Annotated in this window: 26 protein-coding genes, 1 pseudogene and 1 riboswitch; of the genes and pseudogenes, 14 read left to right on the plus strand and 13 right to left on the minus strand. The window is 73.5% G+C overall.

Annotated elements, in window-relative coordinates:
* Positions 1-29 precede the first annotated feature (29 nt).
* The 7 genes and pseudogenes from AL2_RS28175 to glyA all read left to right on the plus strand — a co-directional run bounded on the left by AL2_RS28175 (position 30) and on the right by glyA (position 5,955).
* Positions 30-1,217 carry a phosphoglycerate kinase gene (locus AL2_RS28175; protein WP_067638816.1) on the plus strand — a complete coding sequence of 396 codons (1,188 nt, stop codon included), beginning with the start codon at positions 30-32 and terminating at the stop codon, positions 1,215-1,217.
* 3 nt (positions 1,218-1,220) lie between these two features.
* On the plus strand, positions 1,221-2,033 hold the full coding sequence (gene tpiA, locus AL2_RS28180) for a triose-phosphate isomerase (protein ID WP_067638817.1): 813 nt from the start codon (positions 1,221-1,223) through the stop codon (positions 2,031-2,033).
* A gap of 137 nt (positions 2,034-2,170) precedes the next feature.
* Positions 2,171-2,413 (plus strand): preprotein translocase subunit SecG, encoded by a 243-nt coding sequence (gene secG / locus AL2_RS28185; RefSeq protein ID WP_067638818.1) that lies wholly within the window; start codon positions 2,171-2,173, stop codon positions 2,411-2,413.
* A gap of 82 nt (positions 2,414-2,495) precedes the next feature.
* Positions 2,496-2,864 (plus strand): RNA polymerase-binding protein RbpA, encoded by a 369-nt coding sequence (locus tag AL2_RS28190; protein ID WP_083946979.1) that lies wholly within the window; start codon positions 2,496-2,498, stop codon positions 2,862-2,864.
* A 189-nt stretch (positions 2,865-3,053) separates the two neighbouring features.
* The gene (locus tag AL2_RS28195) at positions 3,054-3,521 is read left to right on the plus strand and encodes an Lrp/AsnC family transcriptional regulator (protein WP_067639053.1); all 468 of its coding nucleotides are present in this window, start codon (positions 3,054-3,056) and stop codon (positions 3,519-3,521) included.
* A gap of 133 nt (positions 3,522-3,654) precedes the next feature.
* A pseudogene (locus AL2_RS28200) lies at positions 3,655-4,455 on the plus strand (DMT family transporter); the annotation flags it as partial.
* Between the two features lie 86 nt (positions 4,456-4,541).
* Positions 4,542-4,628, plus strand: a riboswitch (ZMP/ZTP riboswitch).
* 55 nt (positions 4,629-4,683) lie between these two features.
* Positions 4,684-5,955 carry a serine hydroxymethyltransferase gene (glyA, locus tag AL2_RS28205; RefSeq protein ID WP_067638823.1) on the plus strand — a complete coding sequence of 424 codons (1,272 nt, stop codon included), beginning with the start codon at positions 4,684-4,686 and terminating at the stop codon, positions 5,953-5,955.
* A 7-nt stretch (positions 5,956-5,962) separates the two neighbouring features.
* Here the strand turns inward: glyA and AL2_RS28210 are convergent, their stop codons facing one another.
* Together AL2_RS28210 and AL2_RS28215 are read right to left on the minus strand one after the other, a co-directional pair.
* The gene (locus AL2_RS28210; protein ID WP_067638825.1) at positions 5,963-6,745 is read right to left on the minus strand and encodes a class I SAM-dependent methyltransferase; all 783 of its coding nucleotides are present in this window, start codon (positions 6,743-6,745) and stop codon (positions 5,963-5,965) included.
* Positions 6,729-7,793, minus strand: a complete 1,065-nt coding sequence (locus AL2_RS28215) for a GNAT family N-acetyltransferase (protein WP_067638827.1) — start codon at positions 7,791-7,793, stop codon at positions 6,729-6,731. The genes AL2_RS28210 and AL2_RS28215 overlap by 17 nt, the downstream gene beginning before the upstream one ends.
* A 165-nt stretch (positions 7,794-7,958) precedes the next feature.
* On the opposite strand from AL2_RS28215, the gene AL2_RS28220 reads away from it, so the two are divergent.
* From AL2_RS28220 to AL2_RS28230, 3 genes are read left to right on the plus strand one after another with little or no spacing between them, the layout of a single operon-like run.
* Positions 7,959-8,645: a carboxymuconolactone decarboxylase family protein gene (locus tag AL2_RS28220; protein WP_083946980.1), complete on the plus strand. Its 687-nt coding sequence runs from the start codon at positions 7,959-7,961 to the stop codon at positions 8,643-8,645.
* Complete coding sequence (locus tag AL2_RS28225) at positions 8,638-9,231, plus strand: GNAT family N-acetyltransferase (protein WP_067638831.1); 594 nt, start codon at positions 8,638-8,640, stop codon at positions 9,229-9,231. Before AL2_RS28220 ends, AL2_RS28225 begins: the two co-directional genes overlap by 8 nt.
* A gap of 50 nt (positions 9,232-9,281) precedes the next feature.
* On the plus strand, positions 9,282-10,715 hold the full coding sequence (locus tag AL2_RS28230) for an NAD(P)/FAD-dependent oxidoreductase (protein WP_067638832.1): 1,434 nt from the start codon (positions 9,282-9,284) through the stop codon (positions 10,713-10,715).
* On the opposite strand, the gene AL2_RS28235 is transcribed toward AL2_RS28230, so the two are convergent.
* From AL2_RS28235 to AL2_RS28260, 6 genes are all read right to left on the minus strand, one after another.
* A complete protein-coding gene (locus AL2_RS28235; protein WP_067638833.1) occupies positions 10,702-11,469 on the minus strand; it encodes an isocitrate lyase/PEP mutase family protein in 768 nt (255 codons plus the stop codon). The genes AL2_RS28230 and AL2_RS28235 overlap by 14 nt on opposite strands.
* Positions 11,470-11,542: 73 nt before the next feature.
* The gene (locus AL2_RS28240) at positions 11,543-12,274 is read right to left on the minus strand and encodes an aspartate/glutamate racemase family protein (RefSeq protein WP_067638834.1); all 732 of its coding nucleotides are present in this window, start codon (positions 12,272-12,274) and stop codon (positions 11,543-11,545) included.
* A 35-nt stretch (positions 12,275-12,309) separates the two neighbouring features.
* Positions 12,310-13,722 (minus strand): MmgE/PrpD family protein, encoded by a 1,413-nt coding sequence (locus AL2_RS28245; protein WP_083946981.1) that lies wholly within the window; start codon positions 13,720-13,722, stop codon positions 12,310-12,312.
* Entirely contained in the window at positions 13,719-14,537 is an 819-nt protein-coding gene (locus AL2_RS28250) for a cyclase family protein (protein WP_067638836.1), read from the minus strand. The genes AL2_RS28245 and AL2_RS28250 overlap by 4 nt, the downstream gene beginning before the upstream one ends.
* Complete coding sequence (locus tag AL2_RS28255) at positions 14,537-15,391, minus strand: HpcH/HpaI aldolase/citrate lyase family protein (RefSeq protein WP_067638839.1); 855 nt, start codon at positions 15,389-15,391, stop codon at positions 14,537-14,539. The genes AL2_RS28250 and AL2_RS28255 overlap by 1 nt, the downstream gene beginning before the upstream one ends.
* Positions 15,388-16,575 carry a CaiB/BaiF CoA transferase family protein gene (locus tag AL2_RS28260; RefSeq protein WP_067638842.1) on the minus strand — a complete coding sequence of 396 codons (1,188 nt, stop codon included), beginning with the start codon at positions 16,573-16,575 and terminating at the stop codon, positions 15,388-15,390. The genes AL2_RS28255 and AL2_RS28260 overlap by 4 nt, the downstream gene beginning before the upstream one ends.
* Before the next feature lie 273 nt (positions 16,576-16,848).
* Here AL2_RS28260 and AL2_RS28265 point away from each other — a divergent pair, with 273 nt between their 5' ends.
* Together AL2_RS28265 and AL2_RS28270 are read left to right on the plus strand one after the other, a co-directional pair.
* A complete protein-coding gene (locus AL2_RS28265) occupies positions 16,849-18,318 on the plus strand; it encodes a dihydroorotase (protein WP_067638844.1) in 1,470 nt (489 codons plus the stop codon).
* A 16-nt stretch (positions 18,319-18,334) separates the two neighbouring features.
* Entirely contained in the window at positions 18,335-19,111 is a 777-nt protein-coding gene (locus AL2_RS28270; protein ID WP_067638846.1) for an IclR family transcriptional regulator, read from the plus strand.
* Here AL2_RS28270 and AL2_RS28275 read toward each other — a convergent pair.
* Entirely contained in the window at positions 19,108-19,836 is a 729-nt protein-coding gene (locus AL2_RS28275) for a phosphodiesterase (protein WP_083946982.1), read from the minus strand. The genes AL2_RS28270 and AL2_RS28275 overlap by 4 nt on opposite strands.
* Positions 19,837-19,883: 47 nt before the next feature.
* On the opposite strand from AL2_RS28275, the gene pdxR reads away from it, so the two are divergent.
* The gene (gene pdxR / locus AL2_RS28280; protein ID WP_067638849.1) at positions 19,884-21,269 is read left to right on the plus strand and encodes a MocR-like pyridoxine biosynthesis transcription factor PdxR; all 1,386 of its coding nucleotides are present in this window, start codon (positions 19,884-19,886) and stop codon (positions 21,267-21,269) included.
* An 82-nt stretch (positions 21,270-21,351) separates the two neighbouring features.
* Here the strand turns inward: pdxR and AL2_RS38175 are convergent, their stop codons facing one another.
* From AL2_RS38175 to AL2_RS28295, 3 genes are read right to left on the minus strand one after another with little or no spacing between them, the layout of a single operon-like run.
* Positions 21,352-21,924, minus strand: a complete 573-nt coding sequence (locus AL2_RS38175; protein ID WP_067638851.1) for a TIGR03086 family metal-binding protein — start codon at positions 21,922-21,924, stop codon at positions 21,352-21,354.
* Positions 21,911-22,393, minus strand: coding sequence for an SRPBCC family protein (locus AL2_RS38180; protein WP_067638853.1), 483 nt, complete (start codon positions 22,391-22,393; stop codon positions 21,911-21,913). The genes AL2_RS38175 and AL2_RS38180 overlap by 14 nt, the downstream gene beginning before the upstream one ends.
* Entirely contained in the window at positions 22,326-22,721 is a 396-nt protein-coding gene (locus AL2_RS28295) for an ArsR/SmtB family transcription factor (RefSeq protein WP_067638855.1), read from the minus strand. Before AL2_RS28295 ends, AL2_RS38180 begins: the two co-directional genes overlap by 68 nt.
* Before the next feature lie 158 nt (positions 22,722-22,879).
* Here AL2_RS28295 and lexA point away from each other — a divergent pair, with 158 nt between their 5' ends.
* Entirely contained in the window at positions 22,880-23,542 is a 663-nt protein-coding gene (gene lexA, locus AL2_RS28300; protein WP_067638857.1) for a transcriptional repressor LexA, read from the plus strand.
* 45 nt (positions 23,543-23,587) lie between these two features.
* On the opposite strand, the gene AL2_RS28305 is transcribed toward lexA, so the two are convergent.
* Positions 23,588-24,025, minus strand: coding sequence for an ATP-binding protein (locus AL2_RS28305; RefSeq protein WP_168444589.1), 438 nt, complete (start codon positions 24,023-24,025; stop codon positions 23,588-23,590).
* Positions 24,026-24,170 lie beyond the last annotated feature (145 nt).

Below are 24,170 nucleotides of genomic sequence, written 5' to 3' on the forward strand. Positions count from 1 at the left end.
GGCCGTGTACGGAAGGACATCGCATCCCGATGCGCACCATTGACGATCTCGACGTCGCCGGAAAGCGGGTGCTCGTCCGCGCGGACCTCAACGTCCCGCTGCAGGACGGCGCCATCACCGACGACGGGCGGATCCGGGCCAGCCTCCCGACGATCGAGGCGCTGCGGGCCAGGGGCGCCAAGGTCATCGTCTGCGCCCACCTCGGCCGTCCCAAGGGCCGGGTCAAGCCCGAGTTCTCGCTGGCGCCGGTCGCGGAGCGGCTCGGCGGGCTGCTGGGCGCGGACGTGACGTTCGCGTCCGACGTCGTGGGCGACTCCGCCCGCGCCGCCGCCGAGGGGCTCGCGGACGGCGGCGTCGCGCTGCTGGAGAACCTGCGCTTCGAGCCGGGCGAGACCAGCAAGGACGACGCAGAGCGCGGCGCCCTGGCCGACAGGCTGGCCGCCCTCGCCGAGATCTACGTCGGCGACGGGTTCGGCGCCGTGCACCGCAAGCACGCGTCCGTCTACGACGTGCCGCGGCGGCTCCCGCACGCCGCCGGCGGGCTGATCGCCGCCGAGGTCGAGGTGCTGAAGAAGCTCACCGAGGACGTCGAGCGCCCCTACGCGGTCGCGCTCGGCGGTTCCAAGGTGTCCGACAAGCTCGGCGTGATCGACAACCTGCTGGGCAAGGCCGACCGCATCCTCATCGGCGGCGGCATGGTGTTCACCTTCCTCAAGGCGCAGGGCCACGAGGTCGGCCGGAGCCTCCTCGAAGAGGACCAGCTCGGCACCGTCCGCGAGTACCTGCGGCGCGCCGAGGAGGCCGGCGTCGAGTTCGTCCTGCCGGTCGACATCGTCGCGGCCACCGCGTTCGCGGCCGACGCCGACCACGCCGTGGTCGCCGCCGACGCGATCCCGGCCGACCGGCTCGGCCTCGACATCGGCCCCGAGTCCGGCAAGCTGTTCGCCGCGCGCCTCGCCGACGCCCGGACGGTGTTCTGGAACGGCCCCATGGGCGTGTTCGAGATGGAGCCGTACTCGCACGGCACCCGCGCCGTCGCGCAGGGGCTCCTCGACTCCGGCGCGTTCACCGTGGTCGGCGGCGGCGACTCCGCCGCGGCCGTCCGGCAACTCGGCTTCGACGAGGCCGCCTTCTCCCACATCTCGACCGGCGGCGGCGCCAGCCTCGAATACCTCGAAGGCAAGACGCTGCCCGGCCTGCAGGCCCTGGAGGACTGACCGATGGCCCCCGCTACCTCTTCTTCCGGCAAGCAGAGCGGCCGCAAGCCGCTGATGGCCGGCAACTGGAAGATGAACAACAACCACCTCGAGGCGATCGCGCTCGTCCAGAAGATGGCGTTCGGGCTCAAGGAGCCCGACTTCGACGCCGTCGAAGTCGCCGTGATCCCGCCGTTCACCGCGATCCGCTCCGTGCAGACGCTCGTCGACGCCGACAAGCTCGCCATCCAGTACGGCGCGCAGGACGTCTCCCAGCACGCCTCCGGCGCCTACACCGGCGAGATCGCGGCCTCCATGCTCGCCAAGCTCGGCTGCTCGTACGCCGTGGTCGGGCACTCCGAGCGCCGCCAGTACCACGCCGAGGACGACGCGGTCGTCAACGCCAAGGCCAAGGCCGCGCTCGCCGCCGACATCACCCCGATCCTGTGCATCGGAGAGGGCCTGGAGGTCCGCAAGTCGGGCGAGCACGTCCGGCACTGCCTCACGCAGCTCGACGGCGGCCTGGAGAAGATCCCCGCCGACCAGGTGCGGCGCACCGTGATCGCCTACGAGCCCGTCTGGGCCATCGGCACCGGCGAGGTCGCCACCCCGCAGGACGCACAGGAGGTCTGCGCCGCGATCCGGACGCGGCTCGCCGAGCTGTACGACGGCGGACTGGCCGACGAGGTGCGTATCCTGTACGGCGGTTCGGTCAAGAGCGGCAACGTCGCCAAGCTCATGGCACAGGAAGATGTGGACGGCGCCCTGATCGGTGGTGCCAGCCTGGACCCGGGAGAGTTCGTCAAAATCTGCCGGTACCGGGATCTCCCCGTCTGATCAAAACTGATCAATTCTGTGTGAACTGGGGGTTCTTGCCGAACCAGCGGGTAGTTCGTCGTACCCTTCGTAGCTGACGGGTAAACCGGCCGGCTCGACCCTCCGTCCGCCCCTACAGACAAAGGCGCTGAAGAATCGTGATCATCGCATCGTCCATCGTGCTCATCATCGCGAGCCTGCTGATGGTGGTCCTCGTCCTGATGCACAAGGGCAAGGGCGGCGGGCTGTCGGACATGTTCGGCGGCGGCGTGTCGTCGTCCCTGGGCGGGTCGTCCGTGGTCGAGCGCAACCTCGACCGGCTGACGGTCGGCGTCGGGGTCGTGTGGTTCGCCTCGATCGTCGTCCTGGGGCTGCTGTTCAAGCACAAGGGCGTCGGCTGAGCCACCCGTCTGACACATGCGATCATCCGCGTCGTCCCAGGAGGTCACGGACGGCGGCGGAACACCGAGCGAGGAGTAATCCGTGGGTAGTGGCAACGCGATTCGGGGCAGCCGTGTCGGGGCCGGTCCGATGGGAGAGGCGGAGCGCGGCGACGCCGCCCCCCGCGTCTGGGTGACCTTCTACTGCGCCAACCGGCATGAGACCCGCCCCAGCTTCGCGACGGACGTCGCGGTCCCCGAGACGTGGGACTGCCCGCGCTGCGGGTTCCCCGCCGGCCAGGACTCGGAGAACCCGCCGGCGCCGCCGAAGACCGAGCCGTACAAGACGCACCTCGCGTACGTGAAGGAGCGCCGCAGCGACGAGGACGGCGAGGCCATCCTGGAGGAGGCGCTCGCCAAGCTCCGCCAGAAGCGGGAAGCGGTGAAGCAGGCCATGGAAGCCGCCCGCTAACTGCCTGGTCTAGCCCAAGAAGGGGACGAGTCGTACTCGTCTCCTCTTGGGCTTTCCTGCTCTCACCGTCGTGTCGGCCGGCCGGGAGACACGGTGGCGCGGGACGAATAATCTTCGGAGACGAGGGCTTCCGGGCGTGGTTCGCGTGCGGGAGTTCGGCTTCGCGCGGTGAGTTCGGGAGGAGCGGTGGTGGACGCGGTCGATCAGGCGATCCTGCGGCGGTTGCAGCGGGACGGGCGGCAGACCAACCGGGAGCTGGCCGAGGCGGTGGGGATCGCTCCGTCCACGGCCCTGGAGCGGACGCGGGCGCTGCGGGCGAGGGGCGTCATCACCGGATTCCACGCGGCGGTCGACTTCGAGCGGCTCGGCCGCGGGGTGCAGGCGCTGATCTCGATCCGGATCCGGCCGCAGTCGCGGGAGGCGATCGAGTCGGCGCGGGACGGCATGGCCGCGATGCCCGAGGCCGTCGGCGTCTTCGTCGTGACGGGCAACGAGGACCTGCTCGTGCACGTGGCCGTGCCGAGCACGGCCTATCTGCGCGACTTCGTCCTCGACCGGCTCGCGCGGCGCAAGGAGTTCGTGGACGTGCGCACCCTCGTGGTCTACGACTACGTCCAGCCCGTGGAGCAGTCCGAACTTCCCACGCCTGATCGGTGACGGCGCCGAACGATGTAAGGCCGGATCGCGGCTGCGCAGGACGTCGGCGAAGGAGTAGCGGGCGACGTGGGCACAGCCGCATGAAATTCGGATAGATGATTTCGTGTCCGAATGTTCTTCTAGCTTCGGGTGTATGCATCGACACATCGATCTGTCCGGGGCGCTGCTCGTGCTCGCGGCTGGAGTGCTCTGGGGGACGGTCGGGCCCGCGCAGGTGCTCGCCGGGCCGGACGCCGGTCCGGTGGCGGTCGGCGGCGCCCGGATCTTCGCGGGCGGGCTGATCCTGGCCGGGGTGGTGCTCGTGAGGAACCGGGGCGCGTTTCGGGCGCTGACCCGGCGGACGTGGCCGCCGGTACTGGCGGCCTCCGCCGCTACCGGGATCTTCCAGGCGGCGTTCTTCAGCGCGGTCGACCGCACCGGCGCCGCCGTCGCGACCGCCGTGGTGTTCGGGCTGGCGCCCGTCTCGACCGGGCTGTGCGAGCGGCTCGCCCTGGGGACGCGGCTCAGCCGCAGGTGGTGGGCGGGGACGGCGTGCGCCATCGGTGGCGTCGCGCTGCTGACGATGCCCGGCGCGGCCGTCCACGCCGACCCGCCGGGGATCCTGCTGAGCCTTGTCGCCGGGACGTGCTTCGGCGTCTACACGGTGTCCGCGAAGGTCCTCACCGGGCGGGACGTGGGGATGGCCGCTGCGGTGTCGGTCACGCTCCTGATCGGCGGAGCCGCTCTGCTGCCGTGGACGCTGGCCGCGCTGCCGGCGCTCGCGGAGCCCCGTTCGGCGGCGCTGGTCGCCTGGCTCGCGATCGCGGCCACGGCGGGCGCGTACATGTCCTTCGTCACCGGGCTGGAGCGGGTGACGGCCGCGACCGCCGGGACGCTCAGCCTCGCCGAGCCGCTGGTCGCCGCCGGGCTCGCCATCGCGGTCCTCGGTGAGCGCATGTCGGCGCCCGTCGCGGCCGGGACGCTGCTCCTGTTCGGCGGATTGTGCGTCGTCTCCGTCCCGGCGCGGGCGGCTCGGTATGATGGCGTGCACGTGACTGGCGCAATCAAGGTGGAGACGACCACCGGGGAGCGAAACTAGTCCGCACGCCGCGCGCCTGGGTGTACGGGTCCCCTTCGCCGGGGCGCCCGAAAAGTCCCGGCGCGAGCAGCGCGGAGGCTCACGATGCACCAACCGCCCGTCCCCCATCTGCAGGACCAGGACCCCGAGATCGCCGGGCTGGTCGAGGCCGAGGCCCGCCGCCAGTACGAGAAGCTCCGGCTGATCGCGTCCGAGAACTACGTGTCGCCCGCGGTCCTGGAGGCCACCGGGTCGGTCCTGACGAACAAGTACTCCGAGGGCTACGCCGGCAAGCGCTACTACGAGGGCCAGCAGAACGTCGACCCGATCGAGCTGCTGGCGATCCAGCGGGCGAAGGAGGTGTTCGGCGCCGAGCACGCCAACGTCCAGCCGTACTCGGGGTCGCCCGCGAACCTCGCCGTCTACATGGCGTTCCTGGAGCCGGGCGACCCGGTGATGGGGCTGTCGCTGCCGATGGGCGGGCACCTCACGCACGGCTGGTCGGTGTCGGCCACCGGCAAGTGGTTCCGCCCCGTCCGGTACGACGTGCGCGCCGACACCGGGCGGGTCGACATGGACCAGGTGCGCGACCTGGCGCTGAAGGAGCGGCCGAAGGTGATCTGGTGCGGCGGCACCGCGATCCCGCGGACGATCGACTTCCCGGCGTTCGCGGAGATCGCCCGCGAGGCCGGCGCTGTCCTCGCCGCCGACGTCGCGCACATCGCGGGGCTGATCGCGGGCGGCGCCCACCCGTCGCCGATCGGGCACGCGGACGTGGTCACCACGACCACGCACAAGACGCTGCGCGGCCCGCGCGGCGCCATGATCCTGTCGACGGCCGAGCACGCGAAGGCGATCGACAAGGCGGTCTTCCCCGGGTTGCAGGGCGGCCCGCACGACCACACGACCGCCGCGATCGCCGTCGCGCTGAAGGAGGCGGCGCGGCCGGACTTCTCCCGGTACGCGCGGCAGATCGTCACGAACGCGCAGGTGCTGGCCGCCGCGCTGGTCGACCGCGGCTACGACCTGATCTCCGGCGGCACCGACAACCACCTCATCCTGATCGACCTGACGAACAAGGGCGTCGCGGGCAAGCCCGCCGCGCAGGCCCTCGACCGCGCCGGGATCGAGCTGAACTACAACGCCGTCCCGTTCGACCCGCGCAAGCCGTTCGACCCGTCCGGGCTGCGGCTCGGCACCGCGGCGATCACCACCCGCGGGCTCGGGGAGGAGCACATGCCGCAGGTCGCGGAGTGGATCGACGAGGTCGTGCTGGGCACCGCCAAGCAGGACGAGGCGGTCGCCGGGCGTGTCGCCGGGAAGATCCGGGAGCTGCTCGCGTCCTACCCGATGCCGGGCTGGGCGCCGGCGCCCTAGGCCGTGTTCAGGCGCGGCGGAGGATCGTGATCATGCGCCAGGCTTCGGGATCGGTGAGGGCCACGGTGCCCTCGCCGGTCCCGAAGTCGCCGTAGTGCGCGACCGCGGCGAGGCCGCCCGCGAGGCGGATCGCGGCGTCCAGCTCGGTGGCGGTCCAGAAGCGGTAGGGGACGACGTCGCGGACGACCCGGGTGCCCTCCGCGCCGGTGACGGTCATCGTCACGTGGTCGTCGGCGATCTGGGTGACGGGGTCGAGCCGGTCGGACGGCTCGCCCCACCGCACGCTGGCCCGGACGCCGCCGCGCTCGACCGTCCAGCCGGTGCTGACGCTCGGGTCGTCGCCCAGCCGGTCCCGTGGGTGCGACATCTCCACGATGTAGAGGCCGCCGGGGGACAGGTGCGCGGCGACGCGGTGGAGGTGCGCCACGAACGCGTCCAGGCTCATGAGGTGGGACGTGGAGTCGAGCATGGTCACGATGAGGTCGAACCGGCGGCCCAGGTCGAACCGCGTCATGTCGTCCTGGACCACCTCGATCTCGACGCCGGCGCGTCCGGCCTCGCGGGCGGCGTAGGCGCACATCTCCGGGTTGAGGTCGAGCGCCGTCGCGGTCAGGCCGCGCCGCGCGAACTCGCGGGCGTGCTCGGCCGGCCCGGCGGCCAGCTCCAGCACCGACGCCGGCTTCGCGTCCAGCGCGGCGCACCAGCCGAGGAGCGCGTCGACCTCGGCCGGCACGTCGCGGAACGAGCACGCCAGCTCGTAGGCCCAGGGGTCGTCATAGATGCCGCTCACCCGGCCATCCTGCCAGCGGCTCCGGAGCGGCGGGACGGCCGCCGGGCCGCAGCCTGATCTCCACGATCGCGGTGTCCTCGGTGCGCCGCGTCCGGCCGCCGAACGACGCGAGCAGCCGCCGCATCCGCGCGTTCTCGCTGAGCACCGTCGCGCGCAGCTCCACCAGCCCGCGGTCGCGCGCCAGCAGCAGGAGCAGGTCGGCGAGCCCGCGGCCCAGCCCGCGGCCCTGCCAGGCGTCCTCCACCAGGAACGCCACCTCGGCGACGCCCGGATCGAGGACGTGGATGAGGTGCGCCAGCGCGAGCAGCGACCCGTCCGCGCCCTCGGCGACGAGCGTCAGGCCGCGCGCCGGGTCGCAGAACCGCTCGATCGCCCGCCGCGGCGGGAACGGCTTCGGGCTGAAGTACCGCATCCTGCGGCTGTCCGGCGAGCAGCGCCCGTGCAGGGCCCGGACGGCGTCCGCGTCGCGCGGTTCGATCGGGCGCACGACCACTTGCGTGCCGTCGCGGAGCGTGATCCGGCGGCGGACGGGGCGGCGGGGCGCGGCGGGCAGCGCGGCCCGCACCAGCGCGTCCGCCCGCGCCGCCTCCGTCGCGGTGAACGGGAGGCCGTACCTGCGCAGCCGCACATGGCGGCCGCGGGCGGGGACGGTGAGGACGCACTCGTCCGGTGCGTCTTCGCCCGGTGCGGCCCAGCCCGCCTCGTCCGCGCGGAGCAGGTCGGCCAGGACCTCGGGCATGGCGTCCGGCTCGGCGCGCAGCCGGGACGCGAGGACGAGGGCGCGGGTCGGCTCGTCCACGAGTTCGTGCGGGCGGGCGGGCAGGACGGCGGTGCGGGTCCCGCCCGCCGCGCCCAGCGTCTCGGCGAGCTCCCGCGCGCCGGCGCCGCCGTGCGGGACGTCGACGATGAACTCGTCCACCACCCCCTCGGCGTCCATCAGGACCGACAGGCCGAGGATGTTGGCGCCGCGCCGGCCCAGCGCGGCGGTGAGCAGGGCCAGGCGTCCGGGCCTGTCCTCGATCTCGGTGCGGATGCGGAACAGCGGCATGGGAACGTTCCCTCCAGGGGGCCGGGCGCCCGTTTCGTGCCCGGTGCGGTCGACGGTCAGGCTCGCCCACGCGTGTTACGCCGCCGCTACGTCACCGTGTGCCCGGGGTTTCACATTCCGGACCGGGGGTTGAGCCGCCCGCGCCGACCGCCTAGCGTGCGGTAAGTGATCGACCCCGTGAGCGGTGAGCACGTCAACGACCGACCGCGGCGCGGCCCGTCCCCGGCCCGGCTGCCGCTGCTGCTTCCCGGTTCCCTCAGTGACGAGCAGCGCACCGTGTACGAGGCGGTGACGGGCGGTCCCCGCGCCGCCGACCGGCCGCCCCCCTTCGGCCTCGCCGACGACATCGGCCGGCTGCAGGGCCCCTTCAACGCCATGCTCTACAGCCCGTCCGTGGGGCTGCCGCTGCAGGACCTCGGGGCGGCGCTGCGCTTCCGGACGGCGTTCACCAAGCGCGAGCGGGAGATCGCCACGCTGGTCGTCGCCGCGCACGTCCGGTCCGACTACGAGTGGTACGCGCACGAGCGGATCGGCCGCCGGCAGGGCCTCACCGACGCGGAGATGGACGCGCTGCGGGCGGGCCGCGCGCCCATGCTCGGGGACGTCCGCGAACGCGTCGTGTACGAGGCGACCCGGCAGCTCGCCGCCGAGGACGACCTCGCCGACGCCGTGTTCACCGAGGCGGTCGCGACGCTGGGCCGCGCCGCCGTCGTCGAGCTCGTCACGCTCGTCGGCTACTACAAGGCGCTCGCGCTGCAGCTCCGCGTGTTCCGGGTCGGTGTGCCGGACGGCGAGGACGCGCCCGAGTGGCCCGCCGGCGACCCGGCCCGGCCGGGGGCCGGGGATGAGTGAGGTGCTGCGCACGGTGCGGCTCGCGCTGCACCCGGTGTCGATGCGCGACCACCGCGCGCTGCTGACGCACTGGACGGGGCCGCTCGTCCGGCGCCACCTCTTCGACGACCGGATGGTCCACCCCGTCCAGGTCAGCGAGATCATCGAGGCGAGCGAGCGGGACTTCGCGACGGAGGGCTACGGGCTGTGGGCGCTGCGCCCCGCGCGGTGGTCGGCCGGGATCGACGCGGTGGGCGCCGCGTCGGGCGACCCCCTCATCGGCGTCGCGGGGCTCAGCCACCACGAAGGGCCGCTCGGGCACGGCGTGGACGTCGAGATCCTCTACAGCCTGGAGCCCGACCACTGGGGGCAGGGCCTCGCCGCCGAGGCGTCCCGCGCGGTGCTCGACTACGCGTTCGGGGTGGTCGGGGTGCACCGCGTCACCGCCGAGATCGACATGGCCAACACGGCGTCGGCGGAGATCGCGCTGCAGCTCGGGATGCGCCGGTGGCGGGACGGGCCGTCCGGCCCCGACGGCGCCGCCTACTATGCCGCGGACCGCTCCCGCTGGATCGGATCCCGTCGAATTGTGGACGCCGTCCCATAGAATCCGTTGCCACCTGTTGATTTCGGTGCCGGATACAGCAGGATGTGCGCATGAGCTCCTCCACTGGCCGGGCGCCGCTCGCGGCCGGTTTCGCCAACGGCGGCGTCTCCTTCTGGTACCGGGCGGCCGGACTGCCCGCGCCCGGCCCGCGCCTCCCCGGGCCGCGCACCGCGGACGTCTGCGTCGTCGGCGCCGGATACACCGGCCTCTGGACCGCCTACTACCTCAAGCGCGCCCGCCCCGACCTGCGGATCGTCGTGCTGGAACGCGAGTTCGCCGGGTTCGGCGCGTCGGGCCGCAACGGCGGCTGGGTGCTGGGGGAGATCGCCGGTTCCCGGGAGCGCTATGCCGCCCGGCACGGCCGTCCCGCCGCGATCGCGCTGCAGCGCGCCATGTTCGGCGCGGTGGACGAGGTCGTCCGGGTCGCCGCCGAGGAGGGCATCGGCGCCGACCTGGTGAAGGGCGGCGTGCTGCACGTCGCCCGCGGCGCCGCGCAGCGCGCCCGGCTCGCCGCCATGGTCGACGAGGCCCGCGAGTGGGGCTGGACGGACGACGACCTCGTCCCGCTGCCCGCCACCGAACGGGACGACCGGCTCCGCGTCGAGGGCGCGACCGGCGCGGCGTGGAGCCCGCACTGCGCCCGCGTCCAGCCCGCCGCCCTCGCGCGCGGCCTCGCGTCGGCGGTGCGCAGCCTCGGCGTGGAGATCTACGAGGGGACGCCGGTCGTCCGGATCAACCCGCGGCGGGGCGGCGCGGCCTCCGCCGTCACCCCGTACGGCACCGTCACCGCCGACTACGTCCTGCGCGCCACCGAGGGCTTCACCGCCGGGATGCCCGGCCACCGCCGCGACTGGCTCCCGATGAACAGCTCGATGATCGTCACGACGCCGCTGCCCGCCGTGACCTGGAAGGCGATCGGCTGGGAGCGCCGCGAGCTGCTCGGCGACATGGCGCACTACTACATGTACGCGCAGCGCACCGCCGACGACCGGATCGCGTTCGGCGGCCGGGGCCGCCCCTACCGGTACGGCTCCCGCATCGACGACGGCGGCCGCACCGACCCCGGGACGATCGACGCCCTCTGGACGATGCTGACCACGATGTTCCCCGCCGTCGCCGACGAGGGACGGGTCGATCACACCTGGTCGGGAGTCCTCGGGGTGCCCCGCGACTGGTGCTCGACCGTCGTCCTCGACCAGGAGACCGGGCTCGGCCACGCGGGCGGCTACACCGGGCACGGCGTCGCGACCGCCAACCTCGCCGGCCGCACGCTCCGCGATCTCGTCCTGCGCGAGGACACGCCGCTGACCGCGCTGCCGTGGGTGGACCGCCGCGTCCGCCGGTGGGAGCCGGAGCCGCTGCGCTGGCTCGGCGTCCACGCGATGTACGCGCTCTACCGGGCCGCCGACGCCCGTGAGTCCGCTTCGGCGTCGGCGGACACGTCCGCCCTGGCCCGGTTCGCCGACCGGATCACCGGTCACTGACCAGCCGCTGGACGTCCCCGTAGGAGAGTGCCCGACGGTCGCCGTCCTCGCCGGTGACGCCGAGGGCGGTCGCGACGGCGGCCTGCAGCGCCTCGCGGAACAGCAGCGATCCGGTGCTGACCCGGTGCACCCCCAGCCGCTCCAGCCGCGCGTACTCGGTCTTGCCCGGCATGTACAGGACGTTCAGCGGCAGGTCCGCCGCCCCCAGCACGGCCCGGATGTCGGCGTCGTCCACGATGCCCGGGACGAAGATCCCGTCCGCGCCCGCCTCCGCGAAGGCGCGCGCCCGCCGCAGCGTCTCGTCCCGGTCGGGGTCGCCGAGCCAGAACGTGTCGGTGCGCGCGTTGAGGAACACCTGCGGCGCGGCCCGCTTCACGGCGCTGATCACGGCGACCTGGTGGTCGAGGGGCGCGAGCGTCCCGTCGGAGCGGCCGTCCTCCAGGTTGATCCCGGCGATCCCGAACGAGGCCAGTTCGGTGACCAATCCGGCGATGTCTCCGACCCGGTCGGAGAAGCCGCCCTCGATGTCGACGGTGACCGGCACCGGCAGCCGCGACAGTGCGCGCGCCAGGCCGAGGGTCTCCTCGCGCGTGTCCCCGGTGGCGTCGGTCTTCCCGGCCGCCGCCGCGACGCCGAGGCTCGTCGTCCCGACCGCGGGGAACCCCGCCTGGACCAGCGCCGCACCGCTCGCGAAGTCCCACGCGTTCGGCAGCACCAGCGGACGATCACCGTGGTGCAGGTCCGTGAAGCTCACCGGCCGGCCTCCGTTCCGTTCGTGATGACCAGTTCCGTGTTCTGCACGCCCCCGACCCTAGGGACGGATCGTTTCAGCGCCGGTCGAAGTGTCCGCCGCGCCAGGTGGGGAGGGGGCGGCGGCCCACGGCCACCTCGAAGGCGGCGCGGGCGAGGAGGCGCGTGGAGTCGAGCGTGGGCAGCGGCGACACGTCCGGCGTGACCAGGAGCGGGATCTCGGTGCACACCAGCGCGACGGCGTCGCAGCCGCGCTCGGCGAGCCCCTCGATGATCCGGACGTACGCCCGGCGTGACTCCTCGGTGAAGACGCCGTTGACCAGCTCGTCGAAGATGATCCGGTTGACCGTCTCCCGGTCGGCGGCGTCCGGGACCTCGGCGGCGATGCCGCGCGCGGCCAGTTCGCGGGGGTAGACGGGGCCGTCCATCGTGTAGCGGGTGCCGAGGATGCCGACGCGTGTGCGGCCGTCGCGGGCGGCCCGGCCGGCGACGACGTCCGCGATGTGCAGCCCGGGCAGCGGCAGGTCGTCGCCGGGGCGTTCGAGCGCCAGGTGCGCGGTGTTGTCCGGACAGGCGAAGAAGCCGGCCCCGGCCGCCGCGAGCCGCCGGACGCTCTCGGCCAGCGTCGTCCTGATCGAGTCGTGGTCCCCGGCGTCCCAGGCGGGCATGCTGCGCGCCAGCGCGATGAGGTCGAGCGTCACGTCCGGGTGGTCGTCCGGCCCGAGCTCGCGGAAGCCCTCCTGGCAGAAGGTCCGGAAGCACAGTGCGGCGCCTTCGGCGCTGTGGGCGAGGATGCCGAGATGCCTCATGGCACCCGACACTACTGCGATCTTCCGGACGCCCTTTAGGCCAGCAGGGAGGTCAGGCGGCTCAGGTCCGCCAGGCCGGTGAGGCCGTAGGTCAGGGCGGTGATCTGCTCGGCCCGCGGCTCCGGGACGCGGCGGGTCGCGTTCAGGCGGAACTTCGTCGCCAGCTCCTCGGCCGAGAGCGGGTTACCGGGGCCGCCGCGGTTGGCGTCCACGCGTTCCTCCAGCAGCGCGCCGCCGCGGGTACGGACGCGCAGGACGGCCGGGAACTGGTGCGGGAAGATCTCGTCGCAGCGGGCGTCGGGGACGCAGCGGACCTTGGCCGCCAGCGCCAGCCGGCCGGGGTGTGCGGCGGCCTGGTCGGTGAAGTCCTCGTGGAAGACGCCGAGGCCGCCGCCGCCGAGCAGGGCCGCCGCGACGGTGTAGGGGCCGGAGAACGCGGCGTGGTACCCGGACTCCGGGCGGATCTTGTCCTCGTGCGGCTCGCCGATGGTCCGCAGGACGGGAGACGGAGCGCCCAGTTCGGCCGACTCGATGTCCGCGGGGTCCAGGCCGCGGGCGAGCAGGCGCAGCGCGGCGTCGATCCCGGCATGCGTGAAGTGGTTGCACGGGTACGGCTTGAAGAAGATGCCGGGGAGTTCCCAGTGCTCGCCCAGGCCGGCGGTGAGGGCGTCCAGGTCGACCTGGTCGCCGCAGAACGCCTGGAGGAACCCGAAGCGTCCTTCGAGGACGGTCGGCGGGCCGGTGATCCCGGTGCGGGCGAGCCCGGCGGCGGTGACGGCGGCGTGCGCCGCCCAGCCGCAGTGGATCCGCTTGACCGTGCCGCCCGTGCGGTTGGCCTCCAGGATCCCCGAGCCCATGCTGGCGGCGATGCCCATGGCGTCCGCGATGCCGGCGGCGTCCAGGCCGGAGAGCATCGCGGCGGACGCGGCGGCGCCGACCGTCCCGCAGATCGCGGTGGCGTGCTGCCCGCGCTCGAAGAACACCGAGTTCCCGAGGTCGCGGTCGTATCCGGCCATGCCGAGCCGCACGGTGATCTCGATCCCGACGCCCACCGCGTCCAGGAGCCGGGCCCCGGTCGCGCCCCGGGCCTCGGCCACGGCCAGCGCGGCGGGCACCACCGACGCCGACGGGTGCAGGACGGACGGCAGGTGCGTGTCGTCGAAGTCGAGCGAGTGGGCGAGCGTCCCGTTCAGCAGGGCGGCGCTCGGCTCGGGCAGGCGCGCCGCGGCGCCGATCGCGGTGGCGCGGCCCTCACCGCCCCATTCGGAGACGAGCGCGCCGACGGCGCGGGCGGGAGGTTCTCCGGCCGCGGCCAGGCTGTTGCCCAGGACGTCCAGGACGCGGCGGGCGGCGTCGTCGCGCAAGTCCGGCGGCAGCCCGTGCGAGGCGGCGGAGGCGGCCAGGGCGGCGAGCCGCTGGACGGGCGTCATGCCGTCACCGCCGGTCATGCCGTCACCGCTGCGAGCGGGCGGACGGGGGAGCCGGTGCCGCCCCTGATCCGCAGCGGGGCCAGCACGAACACGAACTCGTGCAGCCCGGCCTCGGCGAGGGCCTCCAGGTTCAGGTGCTCCAGGATGAAGATGCCCGCTTCCACCAGCAGGATCCGGTGCACGGGCAGGACGGCGTGCCCGGCGCCCTCCGGGATCTGCTCGTAGGCGGTCGTGTCGGCGCCCGTCGCGACGATGCCCCGCTCGGCGAGCCAGCGCGCGGCGGACGGGGTCGCGCCGGGGACGCCGGTCTCCCTGCCGAGGTAGGCGGCCGCGTCGCCGAAGTTGCGGGACCAGCCGGTGCGGATCAGCGCCACGTCGCCCGCGCCGGGTCCGGTTCCGGCGCGCTCGGCGGCGAGGTCCAGGTCCCGGGCGGTCACGCCGTAGCCGGGCGGCAGTGTCGCCACCTCGTGGACGGCCGCCACGTCCAGCAGCACGCCCCGGCGGAGCAGGCCCGGGAGGTTCTCGGCGCCGTGCTGGGAGAAGGAGCCGCCGTGCTGGGCGCCGGCGGCGGAGATCCCGCCGTGCAGCTCCCCCTTGTGGCTGACGTGCGACAGCGCGTCGATGTGCGTGCCGACGTGCCCGCCGGTCACGATGATCTCGTTGGCGGCGGACCCGCCGTCCGGGCGCTCCATGTCGCCGTGCCGCCGGATCAGCGTCATCCGGAAGCCGGGATGGTTCGGGGAGCAGGGCATCCCGGTGAAGAACGGCTGGCCCAGCTCGATCAGCCGGACCCCGCCGGAGACGGCCGCGAGCAGCGGATCCTGCGAGTTCATCACTGGCCTTCCTCGGCGGTACGGGCGGCGGACGCGGCGGCGTCGAGCAGCCAGGCGGCGCGCTCGACGACGGCCTTGTCCACGAACCGCCCGGCGGAGTCGATCCAGGCGGCGTCGCCGTGTTCGGCGAGCCCGCCCATGACGTCGCGCGCCCACGCGACGTCGTCCGGGTCGGGGACGCACGCCTCGTGGACGGCGGGGATCTGCGCGGGATGGATCACCGACCGGCCGAAGAACCCGGCCCGCCGCCCGGCGAGGGTGTCGGCGCGCAGCCCGTCCAGGTCGCGGACGGCCGTCCACACGCTCTGCGGCGGGGACGGCAGCCCGGCCGCGCGGGCGGCCACCACGACCCGGGACCGCGGCCACGCCAGCGCCTCGCCGCCCGCGACCCGCAGGTCGGCGGCGAGGTCGGCCTCGCCGAGCGAGATCCCGGCGACCAGCGGGTGCGCGGTCGCGAGCGGCAGCGCGTTCTCGACGCCGAGCGCCGACTCCACGACGGGGAGCACCGGCACGCCGAGCGCGTCGGCGACGCGGCGCAGCTCGCCCGGGTCCTCGCACTTGGGGACCCGTACCCCGGCGAGGGCGGACGGCGCCGCCGACACCGCGGCCGACATCGCCGTGGCCAGCAGCGCGACGTCGGCGGCGCCGTCCGGGGAGGCGGGCGGGTTGATCCGCACGTACGCGGCGTGCCCGGCGGCCAGCGTGTCCAGGACGTTGCGGCGCGCGTCCCGCTTGGCGGACGGCGCGACGGCGTCCTCCAGATCGAGGATCACCGCGTCGGCGCCGGAGGCCAGCGCCGTGCCGATCCGGCCGGGCCGGTCGCCCGGTACGTACAGCCAGGAGCGGGGCGTCATCGGATCACGCCCTTGGCCCGCAGGTCGTCCAGCGCGGCCTCGTCCACGCCGTAGCGGGCGAGGATCTCGGCGGTGTGCGCGCCGAGCGGCGGCCCCGCCGACTCGATCCGTCCCGGTGTCCGCGACAGCCGGAACAGCACGTTCTGCATCTTCACCGGCCCCAGCTCGCCGTCCGGGACGGTCGCGATGGTGCCGAGCGCCTCGAACTGCGGGTCGGCCATGACGTCGGCGGCGGTGTAGACGGGCGCGACGGCGGCCTGCGCGTCCTCGAACGCCTTGACGACCTCGTCGCGGTCCCGCGCGGCGATCCAGGACCCGACCGCCTCGTCCAGGGTGCCGGCGTGCTTCGCGCGCTCCGCGCCCGTCGCGAACCACGGCTCGTCGATCAGCTCGGGCCGCCCGACGAGCCGCATCACCCGCTCGGCGATCGACTGGGCGCTGGTGGAGATCGCGACCCAGCCGCCGTCGCGGGTGCGGTAGGTGTTGCGCGGCGCGTTGTTGTGGGACCGGTTGCCGGTGCGGGCCTGCAGCTCGCCGAGCTGGTCGTAGGCGATGATCTGCGGGCCGAGCAGGGTGAGGATCGGCTCGATGATGGCGAGGTCGACGACCTGGCCCTCGCCGGTGGCGTCCCGCGCGCGCAGCGCCGTCATGACCGCGAACGCGGTGGTCAGCGCGGCGATCCCGTCGGCGAGGCCGAACGGCGGCAGGGTCGGCGGGCCGTCCGGCTCCCCGGTGATCGCGGCGAACCCGCTCATCGCCTCGGCGAGCGTCCCGAATCCGGGCCGCTTCGCGTACGGCCCGGTCTGCCCGAACCCGGTGACCCGGGCGAGGACGAGCCGCGGGTTGATCTCCTTCAGCTCGTCGTAGCCGAGGCCCCAGCGCTCCAGCGTCCCCGGCCGGAAGTTCTCGATCACCACGTCGGCGTCGGCGGCCAGGCGGCGGAACAGGTCCTGCCCCTCGGGGGAGCCGAGGTAGAGCGTCATCGCCTTCTTGTTGCGGCCGAGCATCTTCCACCAGAGCCCGACGCCGTCGCGCTGCGCGCCGTGGCTGCGCACCGGGTCGCCCCCGGGGTGCTCGATTTTGATGACGTCGGCCCCGAAGTCGCCGAGCAGCGTCGCGGCGAGCGGCCCGGCGAACAGCGTGGCCGCATCGAGCACCCGGATCCCGGACAGAGCGTCGGTCATGGACGGTACCGCCTTCACGGGAATGTTCCTCTGAGAGAAACAGTCTGGACAGCTCGGTCGAATCGTAGCCGCTCCAACCCTTTCAAGTTGGCACTGGCTTCCGAGTCGCGTCAAGTCAGCCGAAGTGTTGACCGATGCTGTGACGGGTGCCACGATGACGCATCAGCGACGGAATGTTCCTCTCGGCGGAACATTCGCCGATTGCGGGCACGGCGGAGGTCGGACGGGCCGCCGCCCGCCACGAGACCGCCCGCGGGCATTGAGGAGTGCGCGATGGCCACGACCGAGCTGCTGCTGAAGAACGTGCGGGTGGTCCGCCCCGACGCCGCCGAAGGCACCGAGCCGGAGCGCGCGGACATCGCCGTCAACGGCGGCACCATCGTCCGGGTCGCCCCGGACCTGCCCGGCGACGACGCCGCCACCGTGATCGACGGACGCGGGCGGCTCGCCTTCCCGGGCGTGGTCGACGCCCACCAGCACTGGGGCATCTACAACGAGCTGGCCGCCGACACCCGCACCGAGAGCCGCGCCTGCGCGCAGGGCGGCGTCACCACGTCCCTGACCTACATGCGCACCGGCCAGTACTACCTGAACAAGGGCGGGCCGTACCGGGAGTTCTTCCCCGAGGTGCTGAGCGCGGCGCAGGGCAACGCCTACGTCGACTACGCCTTCCACCTGGCGCCGCTGACGGCCGAGCACATCGACGAGATCCCGTACCTGGTCGAGGAGCACGGCGTCACGTCCTTCAAGATCTTCATGTTCTACGGCGGCCACGGGCTGCACGGGCGCTCGTCCCACCAGAGCGACTTCCTCATGACGCCGCCCGGCGAGCGCTACGACGTCGCGCACTTCGAGTTCGTCATGCGCGGCGTCCAGCGGGCCCGCGAGCGGCTCGTCGGCTACGCGCCGCACATCTCGCTGTCGCTGCACTGCGAGACCGCCGAGATCATGACCGCCTACACCCGGCTCGTCGAGCAGGACGGGTCGCTGTCGGGCCTGCGCGCCTACAGCGCGTCCCGCCCGCCGCACTCGGAAGGGCTGGCCGTCACCACCGCCGCCTACCTGGCGCACGAGACGGGCCTGCCCAGCATCAACCTGCTGCACCTGTCGTCGGAGAAGGCGCTGTCGGCGGCGCTGACCATGGCGGAGGCGTTCCCGCACATCGACTTCCGCCGCGAGGTCACCATCGGGCACCTGCTCGCCGACGTCGACACCGCGCACGGCCTGGGCGGCAAGGTCAACCCGCCGCTGCGCGAACGCTCCGACGTGGAGGCGCTGTGGCGGCACGTCCTGGCCGGGGATGTCGACTGGGTCGTCAGCGACCACGCCTGCTGCCGGGACGAGATGAAGTTCGGCGCCGACCGCGACGACGTCTTCCTGGCCAAGTCCGGGTTCGGCGGCGCCGAGTACCTGCTGCCCGGCCTGGTCGGCGAGGGACTCAAGCGCGGCCTGCCGCTGCGCCGCGTCGCGCAGCTGACGTCCTGGAACCCGGCCCGCCGTTACGGCCTGCTCACCAAGGGCACGATCGCCGAGGGCTACGACGCCGACATCGCCCTGGTCGACCCCGACGCGTCCTGGACGGTCCGCGCCGCCGACTCCGAATCCACCCAGGAGTACACGCCGTTCGAAGGGTTCGCGATGACGGCCCGCGTCACCGACACCTTCGTCCGCGGCCACCACGTCCACAGCGGCGGGGCGATCACCGGCGACCCGGTCGGCCGCTACCTGCACCGCGGCCGGTGAACCCTAGGATCGTCGCGTGACCGACCAGACCGCCGCTCCGCCGTCGGGGGGCACCGAGGTCGCCGGGCGCGTGGCGGACGTGCTGCTGCTGTTCGCCGGCGGGCCCGAACACCTCGGCGTCACCGCCATCAGCCGCGAACTCGGCATCTCCAAGGCCGTCGTCTACCGCATCCTGCAGTCGCTGGTGTCGCGGGAGATGCTGGAGGCGGGCACGTCCGGATACCGGCTCGGCCCCGCAGCCGTCGCGCTCGGCGTCAGCGCGCTGCGCCGCTCCAACGTCCGCGACGCCGCCGCCCCGGTACTGCGCCGGCTGCGGGACGACACCGGTGAGACGACCACGCTGTCCGGGCTGGCCGGCGACGAGCGGGTCTACCTCGACCAGTTCGAGAGCCCCCGCGAAGTCAAGATGACGGTCGAGGTCGGGCGGCGGTTCCCGCTGCACGCCGGCTCCTCCGGCCGCGCCATCCTCGCGGTCCTGCCCGCGGCGCGCCGCGAGGCCCTGCTCGCCCGGCCGCTGGCGGCGCTGACCGGCCGGACCGTCACCGACCGGGCCGTGCTCCGCGCCCGGCTCGCCGAGACCGCCCGGGACGGCGTCGCCGTCTCCCTCGGCGAACGCCAGGCCGACGCGGCCTCGGTCGCCGCGCCCGTCTTCGGCCCCGACGGCCGGGTCGCCGGGTCGATCAGCGTCTGCGGGCCGGGCCATCGCTTCACGCCCGCGGCGATCGACCGCTACCGGACCCTCGTCCGCGACGCCGCCGAGGAGATCACCCGGACGTGGACGACCCACCGCTAGACGGTGCGGAAGTGCGTGGTCAGGCGGCCGCCGTCGTCCAGGAGGTGGAACGCCACGCCCGGGGGAGCGCCATGGTCGGCGACGTCGCCTCCCCGCCGGGGGAAGACGAGCGTCGAGACGACCCCGGGCGCGGTGAGCAGGGGCCGTCCCGCGAAGGTCGTCGCCGCCGCCGTGTGGGCGTGCCCGCACAGCACGGCCACGACCTGCGGGTGCCTGTCGATGACCCCGGCGAGGCGCTCCTCACCGAACTGCCGGATCTCGTCCACGTACGGGATGCCCTGCGTCACCGGCGGATGGTGGAAGCAGACGAACGCGGGCTCATCACGGGCGTTGGAGAGTTGCCGGTCGAGCCAGCCGATCGTCTCGTCGTCCATGAACCCGTGGTCCTCGCCGGGGACGGTCGAGTCGCACATCGCGAACACGGCGCCGGCGATCTTGTGGGCGCGGTTGACCGGGCCGCCGTGCGGCGGCTCGTCCAGGAGACCCTCCCGATAGGGGCCGCGCACGTCGTGGTTGCCGGGGCAGGCCAGCACCGGATGGGGTGAGGCCAGCAGCTTGCGGGCCTGCTCGTACTCGTCCGGCTCCCCGTGGTCGGCGATGTCCCCGGTGATGAGGACGGCGTCGAGCGGCAGCGAGTTCACATGGTCCATGACCCGCGCCATGCGTTCGGCCCTGTGGTCGCTCAGATCGAGGTGGGTGTCGCTGAGCTGGGCGAAAACAATCATGCTCGCGAACCTAGGCGGGAACCGGACCAAGTTTAAGATCCAGTTTCATGCCGAAAGATTGGGCCGGTTCCGTGGACCTCCATTTGCGCGTCGACACCGGCGGCGGCCGCCGCGCGGGCTTGGAGCGCGCCCTCCGCACCGCCATCGCGACGGGACGCCTCACGTCCGGCACACCGCTCCCGTCGACCCGCGCCCTCGCCGGCGAACTCGGCTTCTCGCGCGGCACGGTGACCGCCGCCTACGACCAGCTGATCGCCGAGGGCCACCTCGTCGCCGTGCCCGGCTCCGGAACCCGGGTCGCGCCGACCACCGCCCCCGCGCCCGTCGCCGAACCGGCGTCCCCGGACGCCGCTGCGGCGCCGGCGCATGACCTGCGGCCAGGACGCCCCGACCTGAGCGCGTTCCCCTCGGCAGCATGGCTGCGCTCGACCCGCCGGGTGCTGGCGGCGGCGCCGCCCGACATGCACGCCCTCGGCGACCCGCGCGGCCGCCCCGAACTCCGCGAGGCGCTGGCCGGCTATCTCCGGCGGGCCCGGGGCGTCCACGCCGACCCCGCGCGGATAGTGATCACCTCCGGGTACGGGCAGGCCCTCGGGCTGCTCGCCGCCGTGCTCGCGGGTCCGTTCGCCATGGAGGAACCGGGGCACTTCTTCCACCGCGCCATCGTCGAGCGCGCCGGGCCGGAGATCGTGCCGCTTCCGGTGGACGACCTGGGCGCGCGGACTGAGACGCTCGAGCACGCGGCCACGGCCGTGCTCACCCCGGCGCACCAGTACCCGTCCGGCGCGACCCTCCACCCCGACCGCCGCCGGGCGTTCGCCGCCTGGGCCCGCGGCACCGGCGGGATCGTCATCGAGGACGACTACGACGGCGAGTTCCGCTACGACCGCCAGCCCGTCGGCGCCCTCCAGGGGACCGCCCCCGACCACGTCGTCTACGGCGGCACCACGTCCAAGACCCTCGCCCCCGCGCTGCGCCTCGGCTGGGTCGTGCTGCCGAAGCACCTCGTCGAGCCGTTCGTCGAAGCCAAGCTGTTCGCCGACGCCCACACGCAGTCGCTGGCCCAGCTCGTCCTCGCCGATCTGATCGGCACCCACGCCTACGACCGGCACATCCGCGCGTCCCGCCTCCGCTACCGGCGCCGCCGGGACCTCCTGGCCGAGACGCTGCGCACCCGCGCCCCGCACGTCCGCGTGCAGGGCATCGCAGCCGGCCTGCACGCCCTCGTCCTGCTTCCCCCGGGCGGTCCGGGCGAGGACGAGATCATGCGGCGCGCCGCGTCCGCCGGCCTCGCCCTCACGCCGCTCCACGACCACTGGCAGCACCCGGCCGGCCGCCCGCAGGGCTTCGTCGTCGGCTACAGCACGCCGCTCGGCGCCGCCTACCGGCCCGCCCTGGACGCGCTCTGCACCGTCCTCACGGAGCGGATCTAGGACCTTCGCCCGAGGTGAGAGGGGCCTCCGTACGGGCACGTCTGGATCTTCCTGACCCCGATCGCCGCCTGAACGCCGCTCCTCACCGTCCGGTCCAGAACGGGTCCCGGCCGATGAAGCCCAGCAGTCTGGCCTGGACGTCGGCGCCGGCGGGCACCTCGACCCGGGGCCCGTACTGGCCGGAGGAGCGGAGGACCTCCTCCATCTCCTCCATCCCGCCGAGGAGCTCGGCGCAGAAGTCCGGGTCGAGGCGGTCGTCCTGGCCGGTGGCCCTGGCCAGATCCCAGGTGTGCATGAACACGTCGGCCGTGTAGAACCGGTCGATCGCGGGCGCCAGTGCCAGGGTGCCGATGTGCGGGTTGGTGAGCTTCCGGTCCGCCGTCCCGGGATCGTCCAGCACCGCCTGCACGCCGTCGCAGTGGACCTGCCACGCGGCGACCGGGTCCTCGTCCACCGACGGGCCGCGGGGCAGGTCGATGCCGGCGCCGGACGACAGGAAGCCGGGGAACCACTCGGTCAGGTGACGCACGACGTCGCGGGCGGTCCAGCCGTCGACCGGGGACGGCGCGTCCCAGGAGGCGGTGCCGCGGACCCGGTCGGTGAACAGGCCGGCGACCTCGCGGTGCCGCTCGTCCGGGCGGTCAGACAGTGCCATCGGCGATCAGCCTCTCCAGCTTGGCGTAACCCTCGTTGACTCCGGTCTCCATACCGCTGCGCAGCCACGCGTCGCGGCTCTCGAAGCTGTCGACCAGTGACTGCGCCCGCAGCCGGGTGCGGCCGTCGCCCAGGTCCTCGAACCACAGCGTCTCCAGCGCGACCGCGTCGGGCTCGCCCTCGAACGTGAAGGTCTGGACGATGCGGTCCGGCCGCACCTCGTGGAAGCAGCCGTGGAATCCGTACTCGGTGCCGTCGTGCACCGAGACGTACCGCCAGCTGCCACCGGTCCGCGCGTCCCAGTGCTCGATGCGGGTGACCGTGACGTCCGGGCCCACCCACTGGACGAACAGCTCGGAGTCGGTGTGCGCGCGGAGCAGCTGCTCGGGCTTGGCCGCGAAGTCACGCGTCATCCGGATGACCGGCACGTTCGGGTCGGCTTCGATCGCGGTCTCTTCGTTCTTGCTCATGCTCGTCTCCCTCCATCCGCGCCAGGACCGCGTCGAGGCGCCGGTAGCGCTCCTCGGCACGGCGCCGGTGGCGCTCGATCCAGGCGTCCATGAGGTCGAACGCCTGCTCCTCCAGATGCACGGCGCGGGGCTGCGGGCCGCGCGGGCGGCTGACGAGTCCGGCGTCCTCCAGCACCCGCAGGTGCTTGTAGACGGCCTGGAGCGTCATCCGGTACGGCTCGGCCAGCTGGCTCGCGGTCGCGTCGCCCTCGGCGAGCCGGGCCACCATGTCGAGCCGGGTCGGATCCGCGAGAGCGGCGAACACCCGCGGCAGCGCGTCCGTGGTCACCCTGCGCCTCACTTTCAACTTGCTGGTTTAAAGCACGGTACGCCGCACTCCGCCTACCCGTCAACCACCAGGTTTAAAGCGCAGTTCGCTCAGGGATCATGCTCGGCACGCCTCCGCCGAGGCGGCGATCGTGCGCGGCGGCCCCTACACTTTCCCGGGTGACCAGCGACGACGATCTCGACGGGTTCGAGGGCCTGGACGCCTCGGTTCTCCCTCCGCGCCAGCAGCAGATCTTGGTCGCCATCCGGGACTGGGTGGTCAGGTACGGGTACGCGCCGAGCACGCGGCAGATCGGCGACGCCGTCGGCCTGCGGTCCTCGTCGTCGGTGTCCCGGCACCTGGCGAGCCTGGAGGACAAGGGGTACCTGCGCCGCGGCGCCTCGATGACCCGGCCGATCGACGTGCGGACGTTCCTCCGCGAGCGCTCCGCCTCGGCGGACGCCGGCGACTCGGTGATCGTGCCCGTGGTCGGCGACATCGCCGCCGGCACGCCCATCTCGGCCGAGGAGCACGTCGACGACATGCTGTCGCTGCCCGCCGGGCTGACCGGGCGCGGCACGGTCTTCGCGCTCCGCGTCCGCGGCGACTCGATGATCGAGGCCGCGATCTGCGACGGAGACCTCGTGGTGGTCCGGCAGCAGCCCGAGGCGCATTCCGGCCAGATCGTCGCCGCGATGATCGACGGCGAGGCCACCGTCAAGGTGTTCCGCCGCCGCGACGGCCACGTCCTCCTCGAACCCCGCAACCCGGCCTACGACGCCATCGACGGCGACGACGCGGTGATTCTCGGCATCGTCGTCTCCGTGCTGCGCACCGTGTAGCGCCACCAGTCAGCCCGTCGTTCCCGCCCCGCGCCGCGGGGGCGATCAGCCGCGATGGCTCCGAACAGCCGGGAAGTCGGCCCACACGGTGGTGCGGGCCCCGTCGGCGCGGTGCCCCCACCGCTCCGCGAGCGCGGCGACGATGTGCAGGCCGCGACCGCTCTCGCCGTCCGCCGCGTCCCGCATGACCGGCCGCGCCCCGCCGGCGCCCTCGTCGGTGACCTCGGCCCGCAGCAGCCCGCTTCCCGCCCACAGCGCGATGTCGATCTTCCCGCCCCGTCCCGACGCGGTGTGCCTGATGCCGTTCCCGGCGAACTCGTCCACGACGAGCGCCATGTCGTCCAGCAATTCGTCGCCGGGCGCCAGGTGCTCTGGGACGAGCGTGTCCCGCAGAAAAAGCCGGGCATGCCGGACGGACTGCGCCACACCGGGCAACGTCAGTACGGCCAGCAGCCGCAGCTCTCCCGCCTCACGGGTGGTCATCGTGATTCCTCCTCCGAATGTCACCCGCAAAGGCTGATCGCCCTCCGTCACCGCATCAACACATTCCCGCGACCTGACAGACATCCGTCGCGGGCCCATCGAAAAGCTGAAGTATCGAAGTCCGGGTGTATCGAAGTTCGCCGAA

The organism is Actinomadura latina NBRC 106108, from assembly GCF_001552195.1.
In the GTDB taxonomy this organism is placed as follows: Bacteria; Actinomycetota; Actinomycetes; order Streptosporangiales; family Streptosporangiaceae; genus Spirillospora; species Spirillospora latina.